The sequence below is a fragment of the Cupriavidus basilensis genome, assembly GCF_000832305.1.
In the GTDB taxonomy this organism is placed as follows: Bacteria; Pseudomonadota; Gammaproteobacteria; order Burkholderiales; family Burkholderiaceae; genus Cupriavidus; species Cupriavidus basilensis_F.
In genome coordinates, this window is the sequence record NZ_CP010536.1 from 2017841 (window position 1) to 2043397 (window position 25557).

The 25557-nt window shown below is 67.9% G+C and carries 26 protein-coding genes; 13 read left to right on the top strand and 13 right to left on the bottom strand.

Annotation, left to right across the window (positions count from 1 at the left end; genetic code table 11):
* The first annotated feature begins 35 nt into the window (after positions 1-35).
* The 3 genes from RR42_RS09520 (at position 36) to RR42_RS09530 (ending at position 3092) form a co-directional block, all read left to right on the top strand.
* Entirely contained in the window at positions 36-749 is a 714-nt protein-coding gene (locus RR42_RS09520) for a response regulator (RefSeq protein ID WP_043346059.1), read from the top strand.
* Positions 749-2095 carry an ATP-binding protein gene (locus RR42_RS09525; RefSeq protein WP_043346062.1) on the top strand — a complete coding sequence of 449 codons (1347 nt, stop codon included), beginning with the start codon at positions 749-751 and terminating at the stop codon, positions 2093-2095. The genes RR42_RS09520 and RR42_RS09525 overlap by 1 nt, the downstream gene beginning before the upstream one ends.
* Before the next feature lie 259 nt (positions 2096-2354).
* Positions 2355-3092 (top strand): DUF4410 domain-containing protein, encoded by a 738-nt coding sequence (locus tag RR42_RS09530; protein WP_043346064.1) that lies wholly within the window; start codon positions 2355-2357, stop codon positions 3090-3092.
* Positions 3093-3135: 43 nt separating this feature from the next.
* Here the strand turns inward: RR42_RS09530 and RR42_RS09535 are convergent, their stop codons facing one another.
* The 4 genes from RR42_RS09535 to RR42_RS09550 form a co-directional block, all read right to left on the bottom strand.
* Positions 3136-4131 (bottom strand): AraC family transcriptional regulator, encoded by a 996-nt coding sequence (locus RR42_RS09535; protein ID WP_236702007.1) that lies wholly within the window; start codon positions 4129-4131, stop codon positions 3136-3138.
* A gap of 314 nt (positions 4132-4445) precedes the next feature.
* Positions 4446-5006 carry a YcbK family protein gene (locus RR42_RS09540; RefSeq protein WP_043346065.1) on the bottom strand — a complete coding sequence of 187 codons (561 nt, stop codon included), beginning with the start codon at positions 5004-5006 and terminating at the stop codon, positions 4446-4448.
* A 34-nt stretch (positions 5007-5040) separates the two neighbouring features.
* Positions 5041-6624, bottom strand: coding sequence for a L,D-transpeptidase family protein (locus RR42_RS09545; RefSeq protein WP_043351750.1), 1584 nt, complete (start codon positions 6622-6624; stop codon positions 5041-5043).
* 109 nt (positions 6625-6733) lie between these two features.
* Positions 6734-7189: a universal stress protein gene (locus tag RR42_RS09550; protein ID WP_043346067.1), complete on the bottom strand. Its 456-nt coding sequence runs from the start codon at positions 7187-7189 to the stop codon at positions 6734-6736.
* A gap of 276 nt (positions 7190-7465) precedes the next feature.
* On the opposite strand from RR42_RS09550, the gene RR42_RS09555 reads away from it, so the two are divergent.
* The 3 genes from RR42_RS09555 to RR42_RS09565 are packed head-to-tail and all read left to right on the top strand — an operon-like array spanning position 7466 to position 9112.
* Entirely contained in the window at positions 7466-7966 is a 501-nt protein-coding gene (locus RR42_RS09555) for a universal stress protein (protein WP_043346069.1), read from the top strand.
* Positions 7963-8571 (top strand): YSC84-related protein, encoded by a 609-nt coding sequence (locus RR42_RS09560; protein WP_043346071.1) that lies wholly within the window; start codon positions 7963-7965, stop codon positions 8569-8571. Before RR42_RS09555 ends, RR42_RS09560 begins: the two co-directional genes overlap by 4 nt.
* Before the next feature lie 10 nt (positions 8572-8581).
* Positions 8582-9112, top strand: coding sequence for a flavodoxin family protein (locus RR42_RS09565; protein WP_043346073.1), 531 nt, complete (start codon positions 8582-8584; stop codon positions 9110-9112).
* 36 nt (positions 9113-9148) lie between these two features.
* On the opposite strand, the gene RR42_RS09570 is transcribed toward RR42_RS09565, so the two are convergent.
* Positions 9149-10732 (bottom strand): bifunctional aminoglycoside phosphotransferase/ATP-binding protein, encoded by a 1584-nt coding sequence (locus RR42_RS09570; protein WP_043346074.1) that lies wholly within the window; start codon positions 10730-10732, stop codon positions 9149-9151.
* A gap of 204 nt (positions 10733-10936) precedes the next feature.
* On the opposite strand from RR42_RS09570, the gene RR42_RS09575 reads away from it, so the two are divergent.
* Positions 10937-11218 (top strand): hypothetical protein, encoded by a 282-nt coding sequence (locus RR42_RS09575; RefSeq protein WP_144409800.1) that lies wholly within the window; start codon positions 10937-10939, stop codon positions 11216-11218.
* On the opposite strand, the gene RR42_RS09580 is transcribed toward RR42_RS09575, so the two are convergent.
* From RR42_RS09580 to RR42_RS37695, 3 genes are all read right to left on the bottom strand, one after another.
* A complete protein-coding gene (locus tag RR42_RS09580) occupies positions 11215-11496 on the bottom strand; it encodes a DUF1488 domain-containing protein (RefSeq protein WP_043346078.1) in 282 nt (93 codons plus the stop codon). The genes RR42_RS09575 and RR42_RS09580 overlap by 4 nt on opposite strands.
* Positions 11497-11764: 268 nt before the next feature.
* A complete protein-coding gene (locus RR42_RS09585; protein ID WP_082054846.1) occupies positions 11765-12565 on the bottom strand; it encodes a helix-turn-helix domain-containing protein in 801 nt (266 codons plus the stop codon).
* A 134-nt stretch (positions 12566-12699) separates the two neighbouring features.
* Entirely contained in the window at positions 12700-13218 is a 519-nt protein-coding gene (locus RR42_RS37695) for a response regulator (RefSeq protein ID WP_052494554.1), read from the bottom strand.
* Positions 13219-13414: 196 nt separating this feature from the next.
* Here RR42_RS37695 and RR42_RS09595 point away from each other — a divergent pair, with 196 nt between their 5' ends.
* From RR42_RS09595 to RR42_RS09610, 4 genes are all read left to right on the top strand, one after another.
* On the top strand, positions 13415-14656 hold the full coding sequence (locus RR42_RS09595; RefSeq protein WP_082054848.1) for a PAS domain-containing sensor histidine kinase: 1242 nt from the start codon (positions 13415-13417) through the stop codon (positions 14654-14656).
* A complete protein-coding gene (locus tag RR42_RS09600; RefSeq protein ID WP_043346081.1) occupies positions 14653-15297 on the top strand; it encodes a response regulator transcription factor in 645 nt (214 codons plus the stop codon). Before RR42_RS09595 ends, RR42_RS09600 begins: the two co-directional genes overlap by 4 nt.
* A 111-nt stretch (positions 15298-15408) precedes the next feature.
* Complete coding sequence (locus RR42_RS09605; RefSeq protein ID WP_043346082.1) at positions 15409-16245, top strand: universal stress protein; 837 nt, start codon at positions 15409-15411, stop codon at positions 16243-16245.
* Positions 16246-16256: 11 nt separating this feature from the next.
* Complete coding sequence (locus RR42_RS09610; RefSeq protein WP_043346084.1) at positions 16257-17615, top strand: MBL fold metallo-hydrolase RNA specificity domain-containing protein; 1359 nt, start codon at positions 16257-16259, stop codon at positions 17613-17615.
* Here the strand turns inward: RR42_RS09610 and RR42_RS09615 are convergent.
* Entirely contained in the window at positions 17612-18097 is a 486-nt protein-coding gene (locus tag RR42_RS09615) for a phasin family protein (RefSeq protein ID WP_043346086.1), read from the bottom strand. The two genes, RR42_RS09610 and RR42_RS09615, sit on opposite strands and share 4 nt — an antisense overlap.
* Before the next feature lie 308 nt (positions 18098-18405).
* Between RR42_RS09615 and RR42_RS09620 the strand changes: the two genes are divergently transcribed.
* Positions 18406-19665: an MgtC/SapB family protein gene (locus tag RR42_RS09620; protein ID WP_043346087.1), complete on the top strand. Its 1260-nt coding sequence runs from the start codon at positions 18406-18408 to the stop codon at positions 19663-19665.
* Between the two features lie 35 nt (positions 19666-19700).
* On the opposite strand, the gene RR42_RS09625 is transcribed toward RR42_RS09620, so the two are convergent.
* The 4 genes from RR42_RS09625 to RR42_RS09640 all read right to left on the bottom strand — a co-directional run bounded on the left by RR42_RS09625 (position 19701) and on the right by RR42_RS09640 (position 24428).
* Entirely contained in the window at positions 19701-22001 is a 2301-nt protein-coding gene (locus tag RR42_RS09625) for a heavy metal translocating P-type ATPase (RefSeq protein WP_043346088.1), read from the bottom strand.
* A gap of 40 nt (positions 22002-22041) precedes the next feature.
* Positions 22042-22377: a DUF883 family protein gene (locus tag RR42_RS09630; RefSeq protein ID WP_043346091.1), complete on the bottom strand. Its 336-nt coding sequence runs from the start codon at positions 22375-22377 to the stop codon at positions 22042-22044.
* A gap of 199 nt (positions 22378-22576) precedes the next feature.
* Positions 22577-23353 (bottom strand): membrane protein, encoded by a 777-nt coding sequence (locus RR42_RS09635; RefSeq protein WP_043346093.1) that lies wholly within the window; start codon positions 23351-23353, stop codon positions 22577-22579.
* Between the two features lie 169 nt (positions 23354-23522).
* Positions 23523-24428 (bottom strand): LysR family transcriptional regulator, encoded by a 906-nt coding sequence (locus RR42_RS09640; protein ID WP_043346094.1) that lies wholly within the window; start codon positions 24426-24428, stop codon positions 23523-23525.
* 171 nt (positions 24429-24599) lie between these two features.
* Between RR42_RS09640 and RR42_RS09645 the strand changes: the two genes are divergently transcribed.
* Positions 24600-25523 (top strand): alpha/beta hydrolase, encoded by a 924-nt coding sequence (locus RR42_RS09645; protein ID WP_419188883.1) that lies wholly within the window; start codon positions 24600-24602, stop codon positions 25521-25523.
* Positions 25524-25557: the final 34 nt, after the last annotated feature.

Here is a 25557-nt window from a genome sequence, read left to right on the forward strand (position 1 = left end):
TTCGGGCGATTCGCGATCCTTGCCGGAGACGCGCCATGGAGCAGGTGAACAGGATTATCGTGCTCGATGATGAGGCCGAGCTGCGCAACATGCTGCAACGGTTCCTGACCGGGCACGGCTTCCTGGTACGCGCGGTCGCCGATGGCAAGCGGCTTGACCGCTACCTGCAGCGCGAGCCGTACGACCTGCTCGTGCTGGACCTGATGATGGAACCGGAAGATGGCCTGGCCATTTGCCGCCGGCTGCGCGCCGAAGGGCAGACGCTGCCCATCCTGATGCTGACCGCCAAGGGCGATCCGCTCGACAGGGTGGCCGGGCTTGAGACCGGCGCCGACGACTATCTCGCCAAGCCATTCCTTCCGGACGAACTGGTGGCACGGATTCGCGCGCTGCTGCGCCGGCAGAAGATGGCGGCTGGAGATCCGACCGTGACCTCGCAGACCTTGCACTTCGGCGATTTCGCATTCGACGTCGGCAAGCAGACGCTGGAGCGCGGCGGTGAGCCGGTCGAAGTGCACTCCGCGCAGATGCTGCTGCTGCACGCGCTAGGGTCGTCGCCAAACCGCCCGGTGAGCCGCGAGAACCTGCTGGCGCGAGCCCGCGGCCGCGACCATGACGCCCTTGACCGCAGCATCGACGTACAGATCCTGCGGCTGCGCCAGATCGTCGAAGACGATCCATCAAAGCCGCGCTTCATCAAGACCGTGTGGGGCGTCGGCTACATGCTGGTCGCCGGCGTCGGGCCGTGATGCGGCTCGCGTTGCCCCGCTCGCTGCTCGCGCGCAACATCGCCCTGCTGGTGGCGCTCGTGGCGCTGACCCAGGTCAGCGCGCTCACCGTGTTGCTGCATTTCGTGCAGCGCCCGCACATCGAGCGTGCGGCGATCATATTTTCCGACTACGTGAAGACGCTCGACCGCGTCTTTGCCGCCATGCCGCCCGAGCAGGGCCGCGCGGCGGCGGCACGGCTCGGGGCGCGGGCGCAGCCGCCGGAGCAAGGCGTAGAGGCGCCGCATGCCAGCGCGCTCCACTTCTTTCGCACCTACCAGCGCGATGTCTTCATGGAGGCATTGCAGCGCTATCTGCCGCCGGACATGGCGGTGCGATGGCAGACGGGGCAAGGCGGGAGGGAGTGGGAAGGGGAACAGCTCTGGATTCGCGTGCATGTGGATGGCGCACCCCAATGGATCGCCTTGCCGATGACCGAAGACGCGCAGGCGAGCGGCGTCACCACCGCGCTGGCGCTGTCGGCGGCCTTCGCGTTGCTCGCGGCGCTCACCGGTTACCTGATCCAGCTGCACATCAATCGTCCGTTGCAGGATCTGGCGCGCGCGGCACGCCATGTCAGCGCCGGCGAAGCCCCCGTGCCTCTGCCCACCAGCGGGCCGACGGAAATCGCCCAGGTGAGCAGCGCGTTCAACCAGATGACGCAGGCATTGCAGCAGGCGGAGGCGACGCGCGCGCTGATGCTGGCCGGCGTGTCGCATGATATCCGCACGCCGCTCACCAAGCTGCGTCTGGCGATGGCCATGGCGATGCCGCGCGGCGCCGCCGATCACTTCGTGGCATCGGCGGAGGGCTATCTCGATCAGATCGACACGATCCTCCAGCAGTTCATGGACTACGCGGGCAGTGGCGAACGCGAGGTGCCACAGCCTGGCGACCTCAATGCGCTCGTGAGCCAGCTCGCCGCGGATTATGCCGGGCTTGGGCACGAGTTCGCGCTTTCGCTCGGCAGCGTGCCGGCGCTTTCGTTCCGGCCGGTGGCCCTGATGCGGCTGCTGATGAACCTGATGCACAACGCGGTCGTCTACGGACGAACCGGCTTGTGCGTGCGCACCTGGGCCGAGGGCGATACGGCCTATGCCGCCGTGTGCGACCGGGGCAGTGGCATCAGCGCGCAGGAGCTGGAGCAGCTCAAGGCGCCCTTTAGCCGCGGCAGCAACGCACGCGGCCATTCGGGCGGCACCGGCCTGGGCCTGGCGATCGTGGAGCGCATTGCGCGCCTGCACGGCGGTTCCTTGCAGTTCCGCGCTCGCGAGGGGGGCGGTCTCGAAGCCGTTGTGGCGTTGCCGCTGCACCAGCCATCGGCGTGAGGCGAGACCGCCCATTCCCCGCGCCCGGGCTCGACGCAAGGGTGACATCGCGCGACATATTTCCCGCATGGCGCGCGCAGCCGGTGCCTCCCATACTTGCGTCTGCGGGTCGCGGCTCACACCGATAGCAGATGAGCCGCACGCAAGCAGGCATGATCTCCGATGGTTTCTGATCCTGTGGATCGAATGATTGTCGGCGACGTCTTCTCGGCAATTCTTCGGCAATCGGCGGCACGATGGTGCCGATGACAGGAACAACATGCGGACTTCATACTCACTCATCAAGCACAACGCCACGCGTCTGGCAATGACAGCATTGGCGGCAGGATCGCTCCTGATGGCGGGCTGCGCCTGGGGCGTCACCGGCGTGACGCATCAGGCCAGCGTCATGCCTCAGGCACAGGTGCGGGCGGACATCATCTATGTGCAAGCCTTCGATGCCAGCCCGGATCAGGTGAAACTCGACAGCGGCATGGCTCAGAAGCTCAAGACGATGGTCGCTGGCGGGACCGCTGCCAGCGAGCAGGTGTCCGATGAAATCGTGCGCCAGCTGCAGTCCCAGGGACTGCGCGCGGTACGCGCGGACGGCGCCGCGCCCGCGCCCGGCAATGCGCTGATCGTTGAGGCAAGCATCCAGAAGATCGACGAGGGCAAGCGTCGGCGCCGCTTGCTGATCGGCCTTGGCGCAGGCAAGAGCGAGGTCGGCGCGTCGGTCCAGATCCTGTACCAGCCGGCGCACGGTGCGCCCATGCCGCTGCAGCGCTTCGCGGCCGAGGCCAACAGCGGCCACATGCCGGGCGTGGCGGAAACCGCCGGCGTGGGTGCCGCCGCCGGCCATCTCGCGATGTCAGCCGCGGCCGGCGCGGGCTTGCATGGCGTGTCCGAGGTCAAGGGCGACAGTATCTCGGCGGATGCCAGGCGCCTGGGCGATTCGATCGCGAAACAGGTCGTGGCGGCGAATGCCGCAAACGGGTGGATGGCGGCGCCAGTGGAGTGACGGGGCGAGAGGTGGCCAGCGGTGCAGTGCCCTGAACGGATTCCTACCCGAATCCCGCCGCGCGCCAGGGTGCATGGCGCTGCAGCCTTGCCTGTTCGCGCTGTAGCAGCGAGGCATAGCTGTGCAATTCCTGCGGCGCGATGTCGTAGGCGCGGCGGAAGGCGCGGGTAAAGCTCGATGCATTGTTGAAACCGAGCCCCGAGGCAATGTCCTGCACCGCCATGTCGGGAAAGCGCACCAGCTCATCGGCCGCCGCCCGCAGCCTGCGGCTGCGGATATAAGCGGCCAGGCCGCCTTCATGCAGGAACAGGCGGTACACGCTGGCGCGCGACAGCTGCAGCGATTGCAGCACGCTGTCAGGGGTCAGGTCGGGGTCATGCAGATTGGCCTCGACATAACGCCGCACCTGGCCGTACACCGCGGCCCGCACCGCCGCGCGGGCGCTGCCGGAAAGCCCTGCGTGCCGGCTGAACGCGGCTGCCAGCAGTTCGATTGCGGTGCGAAATGACCGGTCGGCTTCCGCTTTGCTCAGGCCCACGATTTGTCGGTTCAGTGCCACCAGATGCGAGATCAGCACCCGCATCAGTGGTGTGGTGGCCTCAACCAGGCGGCCATGCAGCGAGGCGGCATCGGGGAAGGCCATTTCCACCAGGGCGCGCGGCACGAAAAACAGCAGCATGCGGCCATGAAAACTCCGGATGGTGCACGGCTGGTCCATGTCCAGCGCGAGGATGCTTGGCACGCCGTGCCGCTGCGGCGCGTCCGGCCCGGGCTTGCCGCCCATGAATTGGGCGGGCGCGCCTTCCAGGAACACGCTGAAGGTAATGTCGCGAATGTTCTCTGTCGACACGCGCCCCAACGAGCGCTCGGCCAGATTGGGGCTGGTGCGGATGTCAAAGAAGCTCAGATCGTCGATGGAGTAGCGCGACAGCGAGGCTTCGAACGTCTGGTCGCCTTGCGTCGTGGCAGGCCGGATATCGTAGACCGGGCTCATCCGCTCCTGCCAGGCCAGCAAGCTCTGGCGGGCGTCGCCTTGCACGCTGAAACTGCTGTGCGCGATGCCGGGCGCGAGCGTTGGCGGCTCTGGAGGCAACAACAAGCGGCTTAGCGGCATGCGCGCGGGCAAGAGGTTGTTCGTGCAGGGGTGCGCATGGCTGATTTCCGTCCAGTTGTGCCTGTGCCCGCCCGGTGCCGGGGGATTGTCGATTGAGCGCTAGCCCATCCTGTGCGGGCTAATATGCGGCAAAAAGCATAACTTGTCCGGGCAGCGCAGGCTAGGGGGGCCACCGCTGGGGAAAACCCGGATGCGAGGGCTTGGCCGGAACCTGCCGATGGCCTTCCACGGTGCCTTGCCTACCAATCCCGCACCCGGCCCGTATCCACATGCACGAACTGCTCCTGCGCATAGAAGCCCACCCCGCCGGCGCGCAGCGAGAGCGCGGCGTCGCGCAGGTCGGACAGCGCAACGCCGGGCAGGCGGATATCGATGGCTTTGCCGTCCATATGCAGGCTATGGCTGGCCACGCCGCCACCGCGCGTCTGGCGCAGCCGCGCATTGGTGGCGGGGCTGCGATAGCCGGAGATGACCTGGAAGGGGGCCGCGCAGCACAGCGTTTGTCTCAGGCGGTAAAGCAGCGCGAATAGTTGCGGATCGATCACGCCGACCTGGCCCGAGTAGTGATCGCGCAGGAAGTGATTGAGCGAGGCCAGCGACTCGGGCACGAACTGATCGCCGACGGCGTAGACCAAGGCGATGCGCTCACCGGTGTGGGTGTGCTCGAAAGACAGGCTGCGGGCATCCGGCAAGCTCACCAGGGCCGCCCGGGCCGGCAACGGCAACAGCGCGCCAGCCAGCACAAGCCCGCCGGTGTGCCGCAGAAACAGGCGGCGAGGATCGCTGGGCGGTTTGGTCATCGAAAGCACTCCCCTTTGGCGCAATGCAATGGCTCTATCTTGCCTGCGTGCTGGCCAAGGCGGAAGCCCGCAGGCGGGCGGACCGTTGCCGTAGCGCCTCGTCAAGCACGCTGTCCAGTCCATAGATATCCGGGAAGAAGTAGACGCGAGCGTCGGCCTTGACGATGGCCGTGCCGTACGCAAGCACCACTGGCAGGGGCTGGCGCAGCCGCAGCGTGCTGGATTCTCCCTTCTCCATGGCCTCGCGGATGCGCGCCTCGGTCCAGCCGGGCGTGTCCTGCAGCACGAAGCCAGCCAGCGCCACCGGTGCCTCGACACGGATGCAGCCATGGCTCAGGTCGCGCCGGTCCCGCGCGAACAGTTGCGGGGTGGGTGTGTGATGCAGGTAGATGTTCTCGTTGTTGGGGAAGACGAACTTGATGTCGCCAAGCGCATTCATCGGCCCTGGGCGTTGCCGTATGCGCAGCTGGCCGCGCTGGACGGCATCCAGGCTGGCGGCCGACAAGGTGGTGATCACCTTGGCGTCGCCACTGACGAACTCGAAGCCTTGCCGCTCGAAATAGCCGGGATCGCGGCGCAGCCGGGGCACGGTTTCCGCGCGCGCGATGGACGGCGGCACGTTCCAGTAAGGACTGAATTCGATGAAGCGCATGTCCTCCTTGAACAGCGGCGTGCGCGTATCGAGCGCCTTGCCCACGATCACCTTCATTTCCACCTTGACCTGGATGGCCCCGTCGTGGATTTCGTAGGCGCGCAACACGAACTCCGGCACGTTGACCACGATCATGCGCGGGCCCTCCAGCAGGGGCGTCCAGCGCAGGCGCTCCAGCGTCAGTTCGATCTGCCGTACGCGGCCGGCGAGCGGCGCATTCAGTTGCGCGAACGTGCCCGCGCCGATGGCGCCATCCGGTGCCAGCCCGTGGCGGACCTGGAACGCCTTGATGCCCTCCACCAGTTCGCCCTGATAGTGTTGCGGGACGGGCGTGGCGGCGGGCAAGTCGCCGAGCGCGATCAGGCGCTGTGCCAGCACCGGCAGCCCGGCGTAGGCCTGCCCGGGCACCAGCTTCCTGCCGGGCAGCGGCGGCAGCGGTGCCTGCCAGGCCGGGTGGCCGGCCAGCGCGCGGTAACGTGAAAGCGCCGCGCGCAGGCTTGCGTAGAGCGGGAACGACGGCGCCGCCTGCCGGACCGCCTCGGGCAGGTCCTGTCCGGCGATGGCTGCGCGCAGCAGGCGCGACGAATCGAACTGCCGGTCCGGCGCCGGGGCAAATTTCTCGTGGATCGTGCCGGGATCGACCCGGCCGCCGTGCAGGTCGGCGAGATAGCGCTGCATCGCCGCTGTCAGCCTCTCGTCAAGCGAGGCGGCGGCTTCGGGCGCCAGCGGCAGCCCATCCGCGGCCTGGCCCAGCGCGCGGCGCAGGCCGTCGGCATCATAGTCGCGGGGTTCCAGCCCGTCGGCCGTGGCGCCGTCCAGGATGCCGGCGGCCTGCCAGGCCAGGGCATTGGGATGACCCTGCGAAAACCAGAGCGCAGAGGGCGCGGAGGGCGCGGCCAGCGCAATGCCATGGCAACTCAAGGCCCACGCAGCCACCAGGCCGGCGAGGACCCGGGGCGCGGCCACGCCGTTGCGTCGGATCCGGCAAGCGCCTCGCATCAGCCCGCCCGCCGCCGGCATGAAGCCCGTCGATCAACCTGTCGCACCTGTTGCACCTGTTGCTCGCGGGGCGCCCTCATTCCTCGATCTCGCTGCGCACCATCAGCACCGGCTTGTTGCTCTTGTGCACCACGCCTTCGGACACACTGCCCATGACCAGGCGCCGGAAGCCGCGGCGGCCGTGCGTGCCGATCACGATCAGGTCCGCATTCCAGCGGTCGGCTTGCTCCACGATCGTGGTGGAGATCTGCCCGGGGGAAACGGGCTTCTCGAGGATCAGCGTCGAATGCGGGATGCCGGCATCCGCCAGGCGCGTGGCGGCCGCTGCCAGCGCATCGCGTCCCGCGGCCAGGATGCCTTCCATCAGCTTGTGGGGGTCGTAGCTGCCCGCCGTGAAGAAGATATCGTTGTCGTCCGCCACGTAGAGCACCTTTACCTCGCTGCCGGTCGCCTTGGCCACCGTGATGGCCTGGCTCAGGGCTAGGTCCGAAGAGCGGCTGCCGTCCACCGCGAGCAATATTCTCTGGTACATGGTCCGTGCCTCCTGGCTGGATGTCGCCATGTTGCAATGTCGATAGGAAAGCGCGCATGGCAGCGGCTTCCATCAGCAGCTTAGAGCGCTGGGCACGGGACGTATTGATGCACGTCAAGCCACCTGGGCGATGCGCGCAAAGCGCGCAAACGGCGCGGTACCCGGGAAAGCAGCGAATGCCATGATCTACATCAACACCACGCTTGCCCGGGCGTACAAACTGGAAGCGTCGGCTGCAAGCTGCGGCGCCTGTCTTTTTTTAGCGGGAGGTACAAGATGTACAGCAAGATCCTGGTTGCCGTGGATGGCAGCGAGTCCGCCGATCGAGCGCTGGAGGAGGCGCTGCGCCTGGCCGCCGCGATGCGCTCGGAACTCACCGTGGTGCATGTGATCGATAACAGCTACCTCAGGTACGAGGTCGGCTACGTCGACCTGACAGACCTGCGTGCCGGCCTGCTCGAAGGCGGGCAGATCTTGCTGGACGAAGCCAAGGCCAAGGCGGCGGCTGCGCAGGTGACATGCAAGACGCTGATGGTGGATGAAGCCCTGGCGCTGGGCGACGTGGCCAACGCCATCGAGCAGGTGGCGCAGCAGACCGGGGCGGAGCTGCTGGTGCTGGGCACGCACGGCCGGCGTGGCGTGCGGCGCCTGCTGATGGGCAGCGTAGCCGAAGCGCTGGTCCGGCAATGCCGCCAGCCGGTACTGCTGGTGCACGCACCACAGACTGAGGCGAGGGCCGGCGCAAAGCCGGCATCAGGCGCGCCGGTAGCGCCATGACCTCCACGTTGCCGGCTGCCGCCAGGCGGCGGCGCCTGGCATGCCGGGCGCTCGCCGGGGCTGCCGTGCTGTGTTGCGCCGCAGGCCTGCCGGCGGCCGCTTGGGCGGGTTCAGCCGCCGACAAGCGCGTGCTGGATGCCGAGGAGCTCGATGCACGCTGCGAAGCCGTGCTGGCGCGCCTGACTGCGCGTAACCCCGGCGCGCGGGCCTTGGTGGACAAGGCCAGCGGTGTACTGGTCTTTCCCGACGTGCTCGCCGGCGGCGCGGTGGCGGGCGTGCAGCAGGGCGACGGCATGCTGCGTGGCGCAGGCGGGGACAAGGCCTACTACCGGCTGGTTGGCGCCTCGCTCGGGGCGCAGGCGGGCATGGCATCCAAGGCCGTGGTGCTGGTGTTCCTGACCGGGCAGGCGCTGGAACGCTTCCGTGCCAGCCAGGGCTGGACCGTGGGCGTGGACGGGTCGGTGTCCGTCCTGAGCCTGGGCATCGGTGCCAGCGTGGATAGCAACACCGTGCGGGGCGATATCGCGGGCTTCGTGCTGACCAACGGCGGCATCATGATCAGCCTGTCGCTGGTCGGCACGCGCATAACCCGGATCGAGAGCTGAGGAGCCATTGATGGAAAAGATCCTGATCGTTTATTACTCGCGCACCGGCACGGCGCGCCAGGCCGCGGAAGAACTGGCGGCGCAATCCGGCTGGCCGCTGGCGGAAGTCGGCGACCAGGCCAGCCGCTCCGGCTTGCTGGGCGATGCGCGCTGCGTGCTGGATATCTTGTTGCAGCGGCATGTAGGCTACCGCTACGCCGGCCCGGCGCTGGACGATTGCCAGCGGCTTGTCATCGTCGCGCCCATCTGGGTCGGCCACCTGGCCGCGCCCATGCGCAGCTTCCTGCGCGACCACATGCCGCTGGCCTGCAAGACGTCGGTGATCTGCGTGATGGCCCGGCAAGGCGCTTTCAGGGCGGCAGAGGAGATCGCCCGCCTGGCCACGCAGCCACCGTCGCCGGTACTGGCGCTGCGCCAGGCCGACGTGGCCAGCGGGGCGGCCACGCAGGCCCTGCGCGCTTTTGCCGAGCAGGTGGAAGCCGCGAACGGGCGCAGCGGCGCCGCGCAGCGCCCGGCATGGCTATCGCCCAAGGAAGCCTGAGCGGGCAAATTTCCACGAAATTTCCACGAAGCGCCATCAGCCGGACAGAACGGTCTCGCCGATGCGCACCACATGGCGCCATTCATCGCTGCCCAATGGCTCCTGCGCGCGCCGCTGCCACTCCAGCACCTGGAGATCCGCCTCGGAAGGATCGCCGCCCCGGCGCGCGCGCGTGACGATCCGTTCGCGCAGGGTGGCCAGGCTCGCATGGCAGTCGACGATGGAAAAGTCCGCTCCCCGGCGCGCGGCCAGCGACGCGAAGCGCAGCCGCTCGGCCCGCGCGAGGAAGGTCGCATCGGCAATCATGGGGAATCCGGCGCCGCTGCCCAGCCGGCAGATTGCCAGCAGCCTGCGGTAGACGCGGGCGGTGCGTTGCGCCGTGTACCGGTCGCCGTGCGCAGCCGGCTTGCCAGGTGCATCGGCAAGTTGATCGCCCGGTTGATCGCCCGGTTGATTGCCCTGTTGATCGCCATGTGCAGGCGCAAGGCGTTTGCGCTCCACGTCGGCGCGCACGCGCACCATGGCCGCGGCCAGCGCCAGGTGGTGGGCAACGGTGCTTTTGCCGCTGCCCGAGAGGCCATGCATGATGGTGATCGCGCCCGGATTGCGCGTCAGCGCGGCGCTGGCCAGCGCAAGCAGATCGTTGCAGCGCATCTGAGCCGCCGCCATTTCCGCGGCGGTACCGGTTCCCGCCGCGCTGCGCTGGTGCGCACGTTCGAGCAGCACGCGGGCGCGCACCACGGCGCGCAGCGCCGTGTAGAACGGCAATATCGCCAGGCCGGCATAGTCGCCGCTGCACTCCAGATAGGTATTGATCAGCCGGTAGGCGAGGTCTTGCCGGCTGGCATGGAGCAGGTCCATGAAGACAAAGGCGGTATCGCTGATGGTGTCGATCCAGCGTAGCCCGGCATCAAACTCCAGGCAATCGAATGGCGTGGGCTCGCCGTCGATCAAGGCGATGTTGCCAAGGTGCAGGTCGCCGTGGCACTCCCTGACATGGCCGCTTGCCAGCCGTTTGGCAAATGCCGGTTGCAGCGCTACGGCCCGCTCGCGCAACAGCGCCGCCATGCGTGCCGCCGCGCCGGTGTCCGAGGCGAGGGCGGCAACGCCCGCCATGGCTTGTTGCGCCACCGCCGCGATCCGTGCCGGCGTGCCGTGCCCCGTGCCGCCGCCGGCGACCGGCGCAGCCAGGTGGATCGCGGCAAGCCGGCGGGCCAGCGTCTCGACATGGGTGCCGGTTAGCCGGTTTGTCTGCGCCATCGCGCAGAAGAGGTCTTGCTGGCGGAAGCGGCGCATCTTTACCGCGTACTCCAGCGCTTGGCCAGTACCGCCTATCCGGACCTCCCCGGGGCCGGCGCCCGCCACGATCGGCACCACGCCGAGGTAGAGCGCCGCCGCCATCCTGCGATTCAGTTCGAGTTCGGCCTGGCAATCCGCCTTGCGGGCGGCCAGCGTGGCGAAGTCGACGAAGTCCAGGCGCACGGGCTTGCGCACCTTGTAGGCAAAGGGCCCGGCAAGGAAGACTTGCGAGATGTGCGTCTCGATGAGGCTGACCTTGCCCACCGGATGCGGGTACGCCGCGGGTCGCATCAACGCTTGCGTGAGTGCCGCCGGTTCCATGCCGCGCTCTCCCAGGTGCCTGCCGCCCCGATCGGGCAGGTCATGCACTCATGCTATGCGCGTGCCTGGAAGTTAGCTTGATGCGGATCAAGCCGAGCGGCAACCACGCGCCTATATTGAAGCGGAACGAGGGTTCGACGCGGCAGGCCACGGGCGTGACAAGCCGGTGCCCGCAAGCGCCGGCAACTGGAGGCGGCGATGAAGATGAGAGTTCCCCACCAAGGTGCCGCGGGCGGCTGCATACTGTGGCGCGGCCTTGCGGCTTGCCTGGCCGCCATGCTTTGCGCCGGCTGCGCGCCGGGACCGGGGTGGTGGCGGCCGCCCAGGCCCAAGGCCGACACGGTCGCACCCGCCGCCGCGATGCATGCCCGGAATGCCATGTGCCTGTCCGATCAGTCCGATTCGTTCGATTCGTTCGATCCGTTGCTGGCAATCGGTGCCGTTGCCATCGAGGGGCCGCGCCGGCCGGCGCACAGGCAGGCCTAGAGCGCGAATCGGAAATGACCGCTGTGCAGCACAATGTGGTGAGCCGCGGTGATTTCAAACAACTGCCGTGCCACGCATTCGATATCCTCGCGGTGCCCTTCGAAGGCTTGGATGAGGTCGTCCGGCTGGTGCGAACGCGCACCGAAGTGGTCTTCCAGTGCCTCCGCCGTGATCGCGTAGCTGGCCGGGACGCCATCGACGCTGGCAGCGCATTCGAGGCACAGGTCAGCCGGGCAATACGAGGGGATGGCTTTTGCAAAGACGATCTCGATGGTCATGGCATCTGCCTCCCCCGGGAAGGGAAACGAGGAAGGCGCAAAAAGGAAGGCGCAATGCAGTGCAAGGCGGAGCACGGGAGGGCGAGCGCCGCGGGCACGCAGCAGCGTGCTTTCTGCCAGTCTAGGCACTACGGTTGCAGCCGCAAGCCGAACCGTGCGCGTTTGCTGATCAACGTCAAGCCAACGTCAACCAGGCGCGCAAGATGGTGGGCCGCGCTCTCACGGCTTGCACAAGGCTGGCAGGAGCGGCTTGCGCGACGGCGCGCGGCTAGATGCGGTCCAGCGCCTCAAGATCCAGCAGGGTCACGCGTTTGCCCTTGACCTCGATGAGGCCGTCGCGCTGGAAGCGCGACAGGGTGCGGCTGACGGTCTCGAGCTTCATGCCCAGGTAGCTGCCGATTTCCTCGCGTGTCATGCGCAGCGCGAGGTCGCGCCGGGAGTAGCCGCGCGCATGCTGGCGCGCCGAGATATTGAGCAGGAATGCCGCCACGCGCTGCTCCGCGCACAAGCTGGCGAGCAGCAGCATCACGCCCGATTCGCGCACGATCTCGCTGCTCAGCATGCGATGCACGTGCTGCTGCAGCGAGCGCATTTCGCGGCAGAGCGCTTCGAGCAGATGGAAGGGAATGACGCACACCGCGCTGTCTTCCAGGGCGATGGCGTCGCAGGCGTGGTGCTCCGTGCAGATGCCATCGAGCCCGAGCGTCTCGCCGGTGAGGAAGAAGCCGCTGACCTGCTCGCAGCCGTTCTGGTGCGCCAACACCGTCTTGAACGAACCGGAACGCAGCGCGTAGATGCTCTGAAAGGCGTCGCCGGCCCGGTAGAGCGCTTCGCCGCGCCGGACCATGCGCCAGTTGTGGATCACGGTATCGAGCCTGGAGCGATCCGCGTCGTTCAGGTTGCCACCCATGCAGATGGCGCGCATGGCGCAGCTCGAGCAATTTGTCTTGTGGGACACCGTGGCCGGCGGGGTGGGTTCCAGGGGCAGGAAATCCAGCAATTGAGGGCCGTGGTAGGCCTGGGGCATCGCCGCAGGCGCTTTCGCTTGCTGTTGCAGGTACGCTGACATGGCTGATTCCTTTGTCTCTGGTTTTTGGTTTTTGGTTTCTGGTCTCTTATCTCTTGCCCCTGGCCGCTCGGACCGGCCACCGCTGCCGGGCGTGCTTGCCGCCGGTGCCGGGCAAAGGGCCGGGGCTGCGCGCACTACGCCGCGGTGTGTTCCGGCGCCGCCGCCCGGGCGGTTATCTTTTCCGCCGCAAGGCGCAGCATGGTGCTGCGCAAGGCGTCGAATTCCATGGTCTTGTCGAAGAAATACGACGCCCCGGCCCGCAGGCAAGCACTGCGCATTGGCGGCGCAGGGCAGTTGCTCAGGACGACCACGGTCGCCTGGCGGCGCATTCTTCGCAGGCCCCGCAGTGCGCACAGTCCCGAGCCGCCATACCGGCTCAGGCTGAGGATGACAATGTCGGGCAGCAGGATCTGCGCGGCCAGCAGCGCGGCACGTGGCTCGCGGGCCAGGGCGAGCAGTTCCACGTCCTTGATCGATCTCAGCATCATGGCCTGCCGCGCGCCGATCAGGGCGGAGTCCTCGAGCAGCAGGACGGTCAGACGTTCAGGAAGAGTCATGGGAGCCATGCAATCGAGTATGGCTTGCGCCGCGGCAGGCGGAAAGAAGCGCAGGCTGATAGTGATGTCGGAAAAAAGCAGGTCCTTGTCAGGCAACCCTGACAAGGACCATCGTTGACTCGGCCGACAGCACGAACCGTGCCCACTGCGCTCACCTCGCCATATTGCGCGTGCATCACAGAGGGCGTGTGCATTTCGCTCAAATCGCCTACCTTTACAGGAGAGCCTCCGGCGATCCTCGCGGGATCCACGTAGGACTTGCCGACCCTCCGGGAGCACTTCGCGACCAGCCATGGCGACCAACGAGCCTACTTCACCAAATTTGCCTCGCGCGCCGAGGCTCGGCGCCTGGGGCCTGGCGGTGGCCGTGATGCTCTGCCTGCTGCTGGTGCGCCTGCGGCGGCCGCGGCGCGCCGGGGAAGGCAACCTGCCGCATACCCAGGACAGCGAGGCCCGCCTGGCAGCGATCATCCGCTCGTCGATGGAGGCGATCATCACGGTGGACGAAACGCAGCGCATCGTGTTGTTCAACCCCACGGCGGAGCGTCTTTTTGGGTACACCGCCGCGCAGGTGGCCGGGCGCCCCCTGGCTGACCTGATTCCGGCGCGCTTTCGCGTGGCGCATGAGGCGCATGTGCGCCGATTCGGCGTCACCGGGGTCACGGACCGGCAGATGGGCCAGCAGCGGGTACTGCACGCGCTGCGCCAGGATGGCACGGAGTTCCCCATCGAGGCCTCGATCTCCCAGACGCAGGACGGCGCCGGAAGACTGTTTACCGTCATCCTGCGGGACACCACGGAGCGGGTGAGGGCGGAGACGGCCTTGCGTCAGTCGCGCGAGGAGCTCCAGCAACTCTCCGACCGGGTCCAGGCGTCGCGGGAAGAGGAGCGCCGCCGCATCGCCCGCGAGTTGCACGACGACCTGGGCCAGCGCCTGAGCGCGCTGAAAATGGACCTGGCTATCCTCGCCAGCGACCTCAAGGACGCCGGCACGGCGCCTGCCTTGCTGGACCAAGCCGCCGCCATGCATCTGGTCATCGACGAAACCGTGGCTTCGGTGCGGCGCATCGCCGCCGACCTGCGCCCGGCATTGCTGGACGAGCTTGGCCTGATCCCGGCGATCGAATGGCTGGCAAAGGAGTTCTCCGCCCGCTACGGCGTCAATGTCATCATCCATGCCGCCGAGGAGGAAGACGTCGGCGAGCATGCGGCCACCGCGGTATTCCGTATCGTGCAGGAGGCGCTCAGCAATGTCGTGCAGCATGCGCAGGCCGACCGGGTCGATATCGAGCTGGTTCGCCAGGACGACCATTTTGAGCTGACCGTACGGGACAATGGCCGCGGCGACGCCGCCACGCAGCCTGCCGGTGGCGAGCGGGTATCGCTGGGGCTGGTGGGGATCCGGGAGCGCGCACGGCTGCTTGGCGGCACGGTCGCGACAAGGCAAGCGCCTGGCGAGGGCTTCTGCCTGACCGTGCGCTTTCCGTTGGCCACGGCCACAGCCACAGCCGCGAGCGAGGAGGCAAGCCCATGATCCCCGTGATGATTGCCGACGACCACGCCGTGATGCGCGACGGGCTGCGCCACATCCTGAGCCGCGCGGGCGGCTTCGAGGTGGTGGGTGAGGCGGTGGATGGTGCCGCCGTGCTGCAGCTGGCGCGCGACTGCAAGGCCCGGGTCGTCCTGCTGGATCTGTCCATGCCAGGGCGCAGCGGGCTGGAGCTGATCAGGCAATTGCGCGTGGAGCAGCCCGAGTTGCGTATTCTGGTGCTGACCATGCACGCCGAGGAGCAGTACGTGGTGCGCGCTTTCCGGGCCGGGGCGGCGGGCTACCTGACCAAGGAAAGCGCGGCCACGGAGCTGGTCAGCGCCATCGGCAAGGTCGCCGCGGGCGGCACCTACGTGAGCGCCGCGATGGGCGAGAAGCTGGCCAACAGCCTGCAGGACGAGTACCGCGAGGATCCCCACCTGCGCCTGTCGGACCGCGAGATGGAGGTCTACCGCCGCTTGGTGCTGGGCGAGCCGCTGACCGAGATCGCCGCTGGCTTGTGCGTCAGCGCCAAGACCGTGAGCACCTACAAGATGCGGCTGATGGAAAAGCTGCGGTTGCCCAGCGAGGCGGCGCTGGTGCGTTACGCGATCCGGCATCGCCTGTTCGGCGAAGGCGAGATCTAGTCCCTGCGCTTGCTGCGCTTGATCTGGGACAAAGTGCGGCCGGCGTGCTGTGCCACCATGAATTGGACTGGGCCTGCCCGCGGGCAGGCTCGCCAATACACGGAGCACATCATGGACTACCGGACCGTGCTGGTCGCGCTCGGAGCGGATCCCGACTGCGCATCTCGCGTCAGGATGGCTGCCGACCTGGCAGCCTCCTTTGGCGCGCATGTCACCGGCGTCAGCGCCACCGGCCTGCGCCTGGACCCGGTCCGGGGCGTGGGCGATGACGTTGCGCGGCATATGGCGGCGTCGCGCGGCAGGCTGCTATCGCAGGCCACGCTGCAGGGCGAGATACTGCACAGCACCATGGCAGCGCATGCGCCGGGCGTGCCGTTCTCGCACCGCGTGGTCGAGGAGGAGACCGGCTGGGTCCTGGCGCAGGAGGCCCGCGTAGCCGACCTGGCCGTGATGGCTCGGCCGGTGGCAACGCAGGAAGTGCCATCCCTGGGCGCCGGGGCGGCCGAGTATGTGCTGCTCAACGCCGGGCGCCCGGTATTGCTGGTGCCGCAGGCGTTTCGCCGGCTGCATGGCGGGCACATGGCGATCGCGTGGGATGGGCAGCGCGAAGCGGCCCGGGCCGTGGCCGACGCCATGCCTTTGCTGTTGCGCGCCAGCCACGTCACCATCATCGGCGTCTGGGACGATCGCGGCGAACCGCGGGCAGACTCGGAGCCGGTGGCCGGCTTGCGGCATTACCTGCAGCGCCACGGCATCGTGGCCGGCGTGCGCAACGTGCAGCAGGCGGGGCCCGTCGCCGCCAGGCTGCTCGACGCGGTTGGCGCGCTGGGGGCCGACATGTTGGTGGCCGGGGGCTACGGACACTCGCGCATGCGCGAACTGATCATGGGCGGCACCACGCGCACGTTGATGCATCACGCGCCGGTGCCTCTGCTGTTGTCGCATTGACGGAGCGCGCCATGCAGCTGCAATTTCTCGGCGCGACCGACACGGTCACGGGATCCAAGTATGTGCTGGACACCGGCCGCAGCCGCGTGATGGTCGACTGCGGGCTGTTCCAGGGCTACAAGGCGCTGCGCCTGCGCAACTGGGACCGCTTGCCGGTCGATCCGTCCACGCTGGACGCGGTGGTGCTCACGCACGCGCATATCGACCATAGCGGATACCTGCCGCTGCTGGTGCGCAACGGCTTTCGGGGGCGGGTGTTCTGCACCATGGGCACCGCGCAGTTGTGCCAGATCCTGCTGCCCGACAGCGCACACCTGGCGCAGGAGGACGCGCACTACGCCAACCGCAAGGGCTACTCGCGGCACCAGCCGGCGTTGCCGCTCTACGACGGCGCGGACGCCGTGCGCGCCCTGCGCCGGCTCGACCCGTTTCACTACGACACGCGGGTGAGGGTGACGCCCGACGTGGAGGCGGAGTTTCATCGCGCCGGGCATATCATCGGCTCGGCCATCGTGACGCTGCATGTGGATGGCAAGCGGATCGTGTTTTCGGGCGACCTGGGGCGCCAGCAGGACATCGTGATGCGCCCCCCGGAGATCCTTCGCGAAGCGGATCACTTGCTGGTCGAGTCCACCTACGGCGACCGCGCCCATCCCGCGGATGATCCGCTCGACACGCTGGGCGAGGTCGTCAGCCGCACCATCGGCCGCGGCGGCAGCGTGGTGATTCCCGCGTTTGCCGTCGGGCGCACCCAGGCGCTGCTGTACTGCCTCTACAAGCTGCGCGAGCAAAACCGCATTCCCCAGGTGCCGATCTACCTCAACAGCCCGATGGCGATCGACGCCACCACGATCTTCGCCTTGCACCCGGACGAACTGCGGATCGACCGCACCGCCTGCGCGGCGGCCTGCCATATCGCCGTCCTGGTCCAGAGCATGCAGCAGTCCATGTGGCTGAACCGCGACCGCGCGCCCAAGATCATCCTGGCCGGCAGCGGCATGGCAACCGGCGGGCGGGTGGTGCATCACCTGGAGACCTATGGCCAGGATGCGCGCAATACGATATTGCTATCCGGCTTCCAGGCCGCCGGTACGCGGGGCGCGGCGCTGGCCTCGGGCATGCGTGAACTGCGCATCCATGGCAAGCAGGTTGCCATCCAGGCCTCGGTGGAGCAGATTACTTCGCTCTCGGCCCATGCCGACGCCGGTGAGCTGATGACATGGCTCGGCGGCTTCGGCAGCGCGCCCCGGCAGACCTTCGTGGTGCACGGCGAGCCCGCCGCGAGCGACGCCCTGCGCCAGCGCATCGAGCGGGAACTGCGCTGGGCTGTCACGATGCCGGAGTATCTTCGTTCGTATGCGCTGGATTAGGCAGGCATGGGCCGCTTCCGGGTAGCGGCGCCGGTGCCGCCGGCGGTCCCGTTCAGCATGGCCGCCGCCTGGCTGAATTTTTCGAACATCTCCTGCACTGGCGTGGGCAGCGAAGCGGTGCTCCCGGCCTGCTGCAGCGTCGCTGCCTGGCAGCGCTGCCAGGTCTCTGCGGCTTCCCGCATTTGTTCCACCATGGCGGTCTGATTGTGAATGGCGAGATTCATCCAGGCTTGCATCCGCTGCGCGTAGTGCTCGGCCTGGTTTTGCGCGAAGGTGGCCGGCAGGGTGGCAAGCGTGGCGAAGTCACCGGCATTCGCCAGCTGCGCGCCTGCATCGTGCAAGGTCTTGATGTCCTTGCGTACCGCATCGAGCTGGAGTTCGAGAAAGCGCTGCCGGCTCTCCTGCATCAAGGTCAGCGCGCGCAGGCCCGCCTCGCAATTGGCGGTGAAAAATGCGAGGGGGATGTCGGTCTGGTCTGTCATGGTGAATCTCCTGGATGCGCGCGGTAACACGAGATAGTGCGGTAATGCGCGTGGATTGTTGCTGTGCCGCCAACTATTGTCAGCGGTCAGGGCGGGCCTGTCTCACCGGGCCTGTCTCACCGGATATGTCTCACGCAAGTCGCGCGACGACGGAAGATCCCGGTTTCGCCCATCCGATGATTCTAGAAGCGTGCCGCCGGCGCTGGTTGATCCGCATCAAGCTTGCGGCACATCAAGCTGCTTGCGCAGGCATGGTCCAGACTGGATGCAATGGTGCCGGTAAGCTTGACCGTTTCCGGGGGGATAGCATGGATCACACGGTCGTGGCATTTAGCGTCGCGCTCGGCATCGGCCTTGCGATCGGGCTGGAGCGGGAGCGCAGCCAGGCGGCCGACGGTGGCGAGGCGCCGGCCGGCTTGCGCACGTTTGCCATTGCCAGCGTCAGCGGCGCGCTGGGCGCGTTCCTGCCCAACGCGGGATTATTGCCGGCGGTCCTCCTGGCGATTGCCGGCCTGGCAGCCCTGGGCTACCGCCACACAGCGGCCGGGGATCCCGGCATGACCACGGAGATTGCGTTGCTGTGCACGGTCTTGCTCGGCGCGCTGGCCGTGACGCATCCGGCGCTTGCCGCCGGCATTGCCACCGTCCTTGCGATCCTGCTGCACGGCAAGGCAACCCTGCACGGCCTGGTGCGCAACGCGCTGAGCCGGCAGGAGCTGAGCGATGCCTTGATGCTGGCGGTAGCGGCGCTGGTGATCTGGCCTTTGTTGCCCGACCGCTACATGGGCCCGTTCGACGCCTGGAACCCGCGCACACTCTGGCTGGTGGCGATGCTGGTGATGCTGATGGGCGCTGCCGGGCATATTGCCACGCGGCTGTTCGGCGAGCGGGTAGGCCTGCCGGTGACCGGCCTTTTCGGTGGCTTCGTCTCCAGCGCGGCGACCATCGGCTCGATGGCGGTGATGGTGCGCAGGACGCCGGGCCTGCGCGATGCGGCCGTGGCGGCCGCGCTGCTTTCCAGCGTGGCCACGTTCGTGCAGATGCTGCTGTTGCTGGCGGCGACCAGCGCGGCAGCGCTGCGGCCATTGGCATTGCCCCTCGCGGCCGGACTCACGGCAATGGGCCTCTATGCCGGCGTCTGGCTCTGGCTGGCAGCGCGCAGGCCAGCCGTGCGGGACGGTGCACAGGATGGCGCACAACTGGCGGGCCGCTCGCTGGACTGGCGCGTAGCGGCAGGGTTCGTGCTGCTCATGGCCTTGCTCTTGCTGGTCAATGGCGCCACGCGGGCCTCGTCCGGGGCCGGGATGCTGATGGTGGTTGCCGTGGCCGGCGGGTTTGCCGATGCGCATGCCGCAACCGTGTCGGTTGCCGCGCAGGTAGCGGCGGGACGCATGCCGGCAGAGGCGGCGGTGTGGCCGGTGCTGGCGGCTTTTTCCGCCAACACCGCGACCAAGATCGTGCTGGCTGCCGCGGGCGGGCGTGCCTTTGCCTTGCGTGTCGGTGCGGGGCTTGTGCTGGCTGGCGCAGTGACCTGGGCCGCGGCGCTCGCGCTGGCGTGGTTGCGCTGACGCCGGCCCGGGCACGCCGTGCCGCGGGCAGATCGTCAGACGTCCCCCAGCGCGTGATACAGCTCGTCTTCCTGCGCGAAATGCAGGCGCAGGATCGCATTGAGCTCATAGAGCAGACGCCGGATTTCCTGCGCGCTTTGCAGCTCGATGCCGTCCGCGGGCTGGTCCGCGGCGATGCGCTCCAGCATGCCGACCAGGTGGAATATCTCGCGATGCCCGCCGCTGAGCGCCGCCAGCGGGTCCTGGCCGCCGAGGCGCCGCGCGAGTTCCGGATAGAGGTCGGCGTCGTCGTGGATCTCATGCGCGAGCAATTGCTCGCGCAGTGCCTGGTTGAGCGCCGCCAGTTCGGTCGCGGCAGCATGACCTGGGAGGCTGGCTACGCGATCCGCCATCGATCTCACCTGGTCGAGCACCTGCCCCAGCTCGCCATGCTCTGTCTTCAGCCTGGCGGCCTCGGCCGCGGTGATTTGCGCGGGCTTCCATTCAGGCCCAGGCTTGCGTGCCCGCAGCGCGTTGAGAATCACAACGACATCGATCACTTCTTGCAGCAGCGCGCCCGCCAGTGGCGGCAGGTAGCCGAATGCGGCCGCGATCATGGCCACCAGCGACAGCGCCATGCCCGCCACGACGCTTTGCACGGCAATGTGGCGCGTGCGCCGGGCGATCTGCATCGCCTCGGCCAGGCGGTCCAGGCGGTCGACCAGCAGTACCACGTCCGCAGCCTGCGCCGACGCGGCCGCGCCTGCCGCGCCCATGGCCACGCCGACATCGGCGGCGGCCAGCGCGGGCGCGTCGTTGACGCCGTCGCCAACCATGATGACCGTGCCGTCGCGTTGTGCCTCGCGGATTGCCGCTAGCTTTTGCGCGGGCGTTTGCTGGGCGCGCACTTGCGTCACGCCCAGCATCGCGCCTGTCATCCGCGCCACGTCTTCGCGGTCGCCGGTCAGCATCACCATGCGCTGGATGCCGGCCTGCCTGAGCAGCCTGAGCGCGCGCGGCGTATCAAGCCGGATCTGGTCCGCAAGCTGCAGCGCGCCGCACATGGCGCCATCGACGCCAAGAAAGACGGCCGACGCGCCCTCATGGCCCATGCGCCGCACCCATGCCGTGCTCCACGGCGTGGGCGCGGTTTCGCTGGCCACGTGCGCCAGGGAGCCGATGGTGACCACATGCCCGTCGATCGTGCCGCGCAGGCCGGCGCCGGGATCCTCCGCGACCTTGCCCGGCAACGCCAGCGCCAGGCCGCGCTCGCGCGCCGTGGCGACCAGCGCGCGGGAGCTGGCATGGACCGAGGCTTGCGCCAGCGAAGCTGCCAGGCGCAGCACTTCGTCCTGCGCGTGTCCCGGCGCCGCCTCGATGGCCGAGATGCGGGCCTGGCCCGTGGTCAGCGTTCCGGTCTTGTCGAAAAACAGCACGCGGCATTGCGCCAGCCGCTCCAGCGCACCGCCGCTTTTGACCAGGATGCCCCGGCTGGCAGCGCGCGACATGCCGCAGACGATGGCCACCGGCACCGCCAGGATCAGCGGGCAGGGGGTGGCGACCACCAGCACCGCGAGTGCCCGGCGCGCATCGCCGGTGATGATCCAGGCCGCACCGGCGACGGCCAGCGCCAGCGGTACCAGCAGCAGGGCGTAGCGGTCAGCCAGGCGTATGGACGGGCTGCGGCTTTGTTGCGCCGCCATCACAAGGCGGACAATGCCCGAATAGGTACTTTGTGCCGCCGTGGCGCCGGCGAGCATCTCGAACGGCGCGCCGGCGTTGACCACGCCGCTGCGCAGTGGCTCGCCCGGTGCGCGGCGCAGCGGCATGGCCTCGCCGGTCAGGGTGGATTCATCCAGCTCGGCAGCCTGGAGCAGCGTCCCATCGGCGGGCACCACCTCGCCCGCGCGTACCAGCAGCCGGTCACCGGGGCGCACAAGCTCCAGCGGTACCGGGCGCCATTCGCCGTCTTCGAACCGGCTGGCTTCGCGCGGCGCGTGGCGCAGCAGCGCGCTCATCTCACTGGCGGCGCGCGCTTGCGCATAGCTTTCCAGTGCGCGTCCGCTGGCCAGCATCAGGGCAATCACGGCGGCGGCAAAGTGCTCGCCCAGCCACCATGCGAAGCCGATGGCCAGCAGAGCCAGGACATCCACGCCGGCTTTGCGGCGCCACGCCGCGAGCACGGTGCTGGCGGCCAGGGCGATCAGTACCGGCAGGACGCCGATCAGCCACGCGGTGCGGGCAAGCGCCGCCGATTCGAACCAGTACAGCAGCGATCCCGCGCTCAGCGTGAGCGCGCAGGTCGCCAGAAGCCCGAGGTCGAGCCAGCGATGGTAGCGAGGCTGCGCAGGCGCCATATTGCCTTCGATCCGCTATCAATCGGCCATCATTCCGCCTTCAATCGCGGCGCGAGACCGACATCGCGACAAGCACCCCGCATACGGCGGCAACGGCCGCGGCCGCGCCAAGCGCGCGCCATGGGTGCGACTGCACGTACGCTTCTCCCGCATCGGCCAGATCGCGCACTTGGTCGCGGCCTTGCGCCTGCAGTTCACGCAGGCGCAGCTGCAGCGCCTCCAGCCGCGCCTTGAACTGTTCACGGGCCTGGCCGGCTTGCTCGCCGGTCAAGGCGGCGGCGTCGCGCAGCAATGCCTGCACATCGGCCAGCAGGACGTTGACATCGCGCTGTAGCACGACGCGGTGGACGGAAAATGCGGATCTGACGTCGTTCATGGCGCACTCCTGGCGGATGGAAACGATGAAGGTTCGGCGGGATGAAGCCAAGCCACATAACACTATAGGTACGGCGCCGGCCCGGTGCTTGATCGGTATCAAGCCGCCCATCAAACCCGGGTCGGACGAAGGGTGCCGCCGCTGGTTTCCTGGCACTGCTCGCATCCTCGCCGCAGGCGAATGCATCGGGCTCCGGCCGCTAGTGCCGGGCCCGGGCCGCGGCCCGCTGCGGCATCAGCAGCAGGCAAAGCGCCATGAAGCCCAGCAGCGCTGCCGAAGCACTGAAGCGACCCAGCGCCAGCCCGCCGGATTGCAGGGGCTTGTCGAGGAAGTCCCCCACCACCGCCCCAAGCGGGCGCGTCAGGATGAAAGCCGCCCAGAACAGCAGCGTGCGTGAGATCCGCGTGCGGTAGTAGGCCAGGGCTAACAATGCCAGCAACGAGCCGAAGATCGCCATGCCGCCGACGTAGCCCATCCCGGCCGTGTCGGCAGTCCAGTCTCCCAGCGCTGTGCCAAGCGTCTGCGAGAACATGATGGTGACCCAGTAGCACAGCTCGGCGCGCGGCGAATGCACGCTGTCGACCGAGACCGTGCCAAGCCAGCGATACCACAACGCCAGCGACAGCAGCAACAGCAGTGCCAGCAACGCGGATCCCCCGGCGTAGCCAATGCCGAGCGAGCGGTCGGCGAAGTCCGCCAGGGTTGTGCCGACCGTGGTGGTGGCCACGATGGTGGCCCAGTACAGCAGCGGCCGGAAGTGCCTGGCGCGAACCTGGGCACAGACCACCACCAGGAACACCGCCGCAAAGATCGCTGTGCTGACCAGGTAGCCCAGTCCCATCGTCATGGACAGCGCATCGCCGCCGGTCTCCCCGAGCGTGGTCGCAGCGATCTTGATCAGCCAGAATGCCAGTGTGACTTCCGGCACTTTGCTGGCCGCTGCGGCGCTGGCCTCGCAAGTGGGGCGTGCTGTCATGTTGAACTCCTTCGTGCTGCGTTGGGCGTGGCGCGGCAGTCGCCTGCCCGCCAGGATTGGCAGATGCTAGTCCGCGCTGGCTTAAGGCAACATTAAGTACAGCGTCAAGGTCAGCAATGAGGTCAGCAATGAGGTCAGCAATGAGGGCAAGACCAAGGCCGGCCCGGGCTCAGGCGGGAGCGATGCCGTAGCGGCTGCCAATGCGCAGCAACAGCGCGTTCAGTTCCTGAATGATCGGTCTCCTGTCGTCGGCCCGCCACACCAGTGCCGACGGCATGGCCGGCAGATCGATTTCGACGAACGCGATCTGCGGCGTCGCGTAGTAGCTGGCGGCGCGCTTGGTCAGCATGAGCAAGGCCTGTTTGGTGCCGACGGCAGCAATGGCTTCACGGATGGTGCGTATCACTGGCCCTTCGCCGATCGGCTTGCCCTGCGGGGTGTGGTGCGGGAAGTGATAGTCCTGCCATTCCTGGTTGACCGAGCCCGGCACCATGCGCACCAGCCGCTCCTGCGCCAGCAACTCAGGGTCCACCAATCCGGTGGCGGCCAGAGCGTGGTCCTGCGGCACGCACAGCATGCGCTGGTCTCGCATGATCACGGGCCCATGGCGCAGGCCGTCGGCCCCCAGCGGCAGCCGGCAGAAAGCCGCATCCACCGTGCCGTCGCTGACAGCGGCGTAGTGCGTCACATAGGTCAGTTCCACGAATTCCAGCTCGATTTCGGGGTGCGCGGCCTTGGCTTCGGTCACGAACGGCTGGTGCAGTTCATAAAGGCCACCGCCGAGAAAACCGATCTTCAGCAAACGTGGCTTGCCCGCCGCCTGCTGCTTGCAGTCCTCGATGGATGCCTTGAGCTGAATGATCGCTGGCGCAGCGCCGTTGCGCAGTGTCTCGCCCAGCGGCGTCAGCGCGACACGCCGGCTGGTGCGATCGAACAGCAGCCCGCCCAGCGCGTGCTCCAGCGCCTTGACCGCCTCGGATACCGACGATTGGCTCACGTAGAGCTTCGCGGCGGCCCGGCCGAAGTGCAACTCGCGCGCGACTGCCAGAAAGCACTCCAGTTGCTTCAGGTCCATCCATGCCTCCTGACACGCATTGTTTAATCAATCGGAAAGTGCGATTAATCGGCAGGATATTAGCACTTGTTCCCAAAACTGCACATCGGCAGAATGGCGCGGTTACTACTTGAATTATCTGGCGATATGGGCAAAGCAGAAGGGGCGTTGAGCAAGACTGCGCAAAACAAGGTGCGCGTGAATGGATCGGCAGAACCGATCGAATTCACACTGGATGGCGACGTGATCCGCGGTACGTTCTACTTGCCTGCGGGCACCACGGGCCAGGTGCCGGCCGTGGTGCTTGCGCACGGGTGGTCGATGGTGGCGGGCGGTGACCTGGAGGACTACGCCGCGGCAGTTGTCAATGAGGGCATCGCGGCCCTGACGTTCGATTTCCGGCGGCTGGGCCGCAGCGGCGGGCAGCCCCGCCAGGAGATCGATCCCGCCTGGCAGATCGAGGATTTCCGCGCGGCGATCTCCTACGTGCGCAGCCGGCCCGAGGTCGACCGGGAGCGCATCGGCATCTGGGGATCGAGCTACAGCGGCGGGCATGCCCTGGTCGTGGCCGCCATCGACAAACGGGTCAGGTGCGTGGTCAGCCAGGTCCCGACCATCAGCGGCTTTGCCGCCGCGCAGCGGCGCGTGCGCTACGACAAGGCGCGCACACTGCAGGCCGCGTTCGAGGCGGACCGCGAGGCCCGCTTTGCCGGAGCAGCGCCGGCGACATTACGCATGATTGATGCCGAGCCCGATGCGCCGGTCGCCTATCCCGGCCGCGATTCGTACGACTACATGCATGGCGAAGCGCAGCGCTGCCCGTCGTGGGCCAACGCGGTCACGCTGCGCTCGCTGGAACTGGCGCGCGCCTATGAGCCGGGTGCCTACATCCGGCGTATCGCGCCAACGCCGCTGCTGATGATCGTTGCGACCGAAGATGGCCTGACACCAGCCGACCTGCAGCAAGAGGCCTTTAACCAGGCGCACCAGCCCAAGCAACTGCTGCTGCTTGGCGGCGGGCACTACTCGGTTTACACGGAGCATTTCGACCAGACCAGCCGCGCGGCTGCAAGCTGGTTCGCCGAGCACCTGGGCAAGCCGGCGCACGGGCGATGATCCTTGGGCGGATAGGGGCAAATAGGGCGCAGAT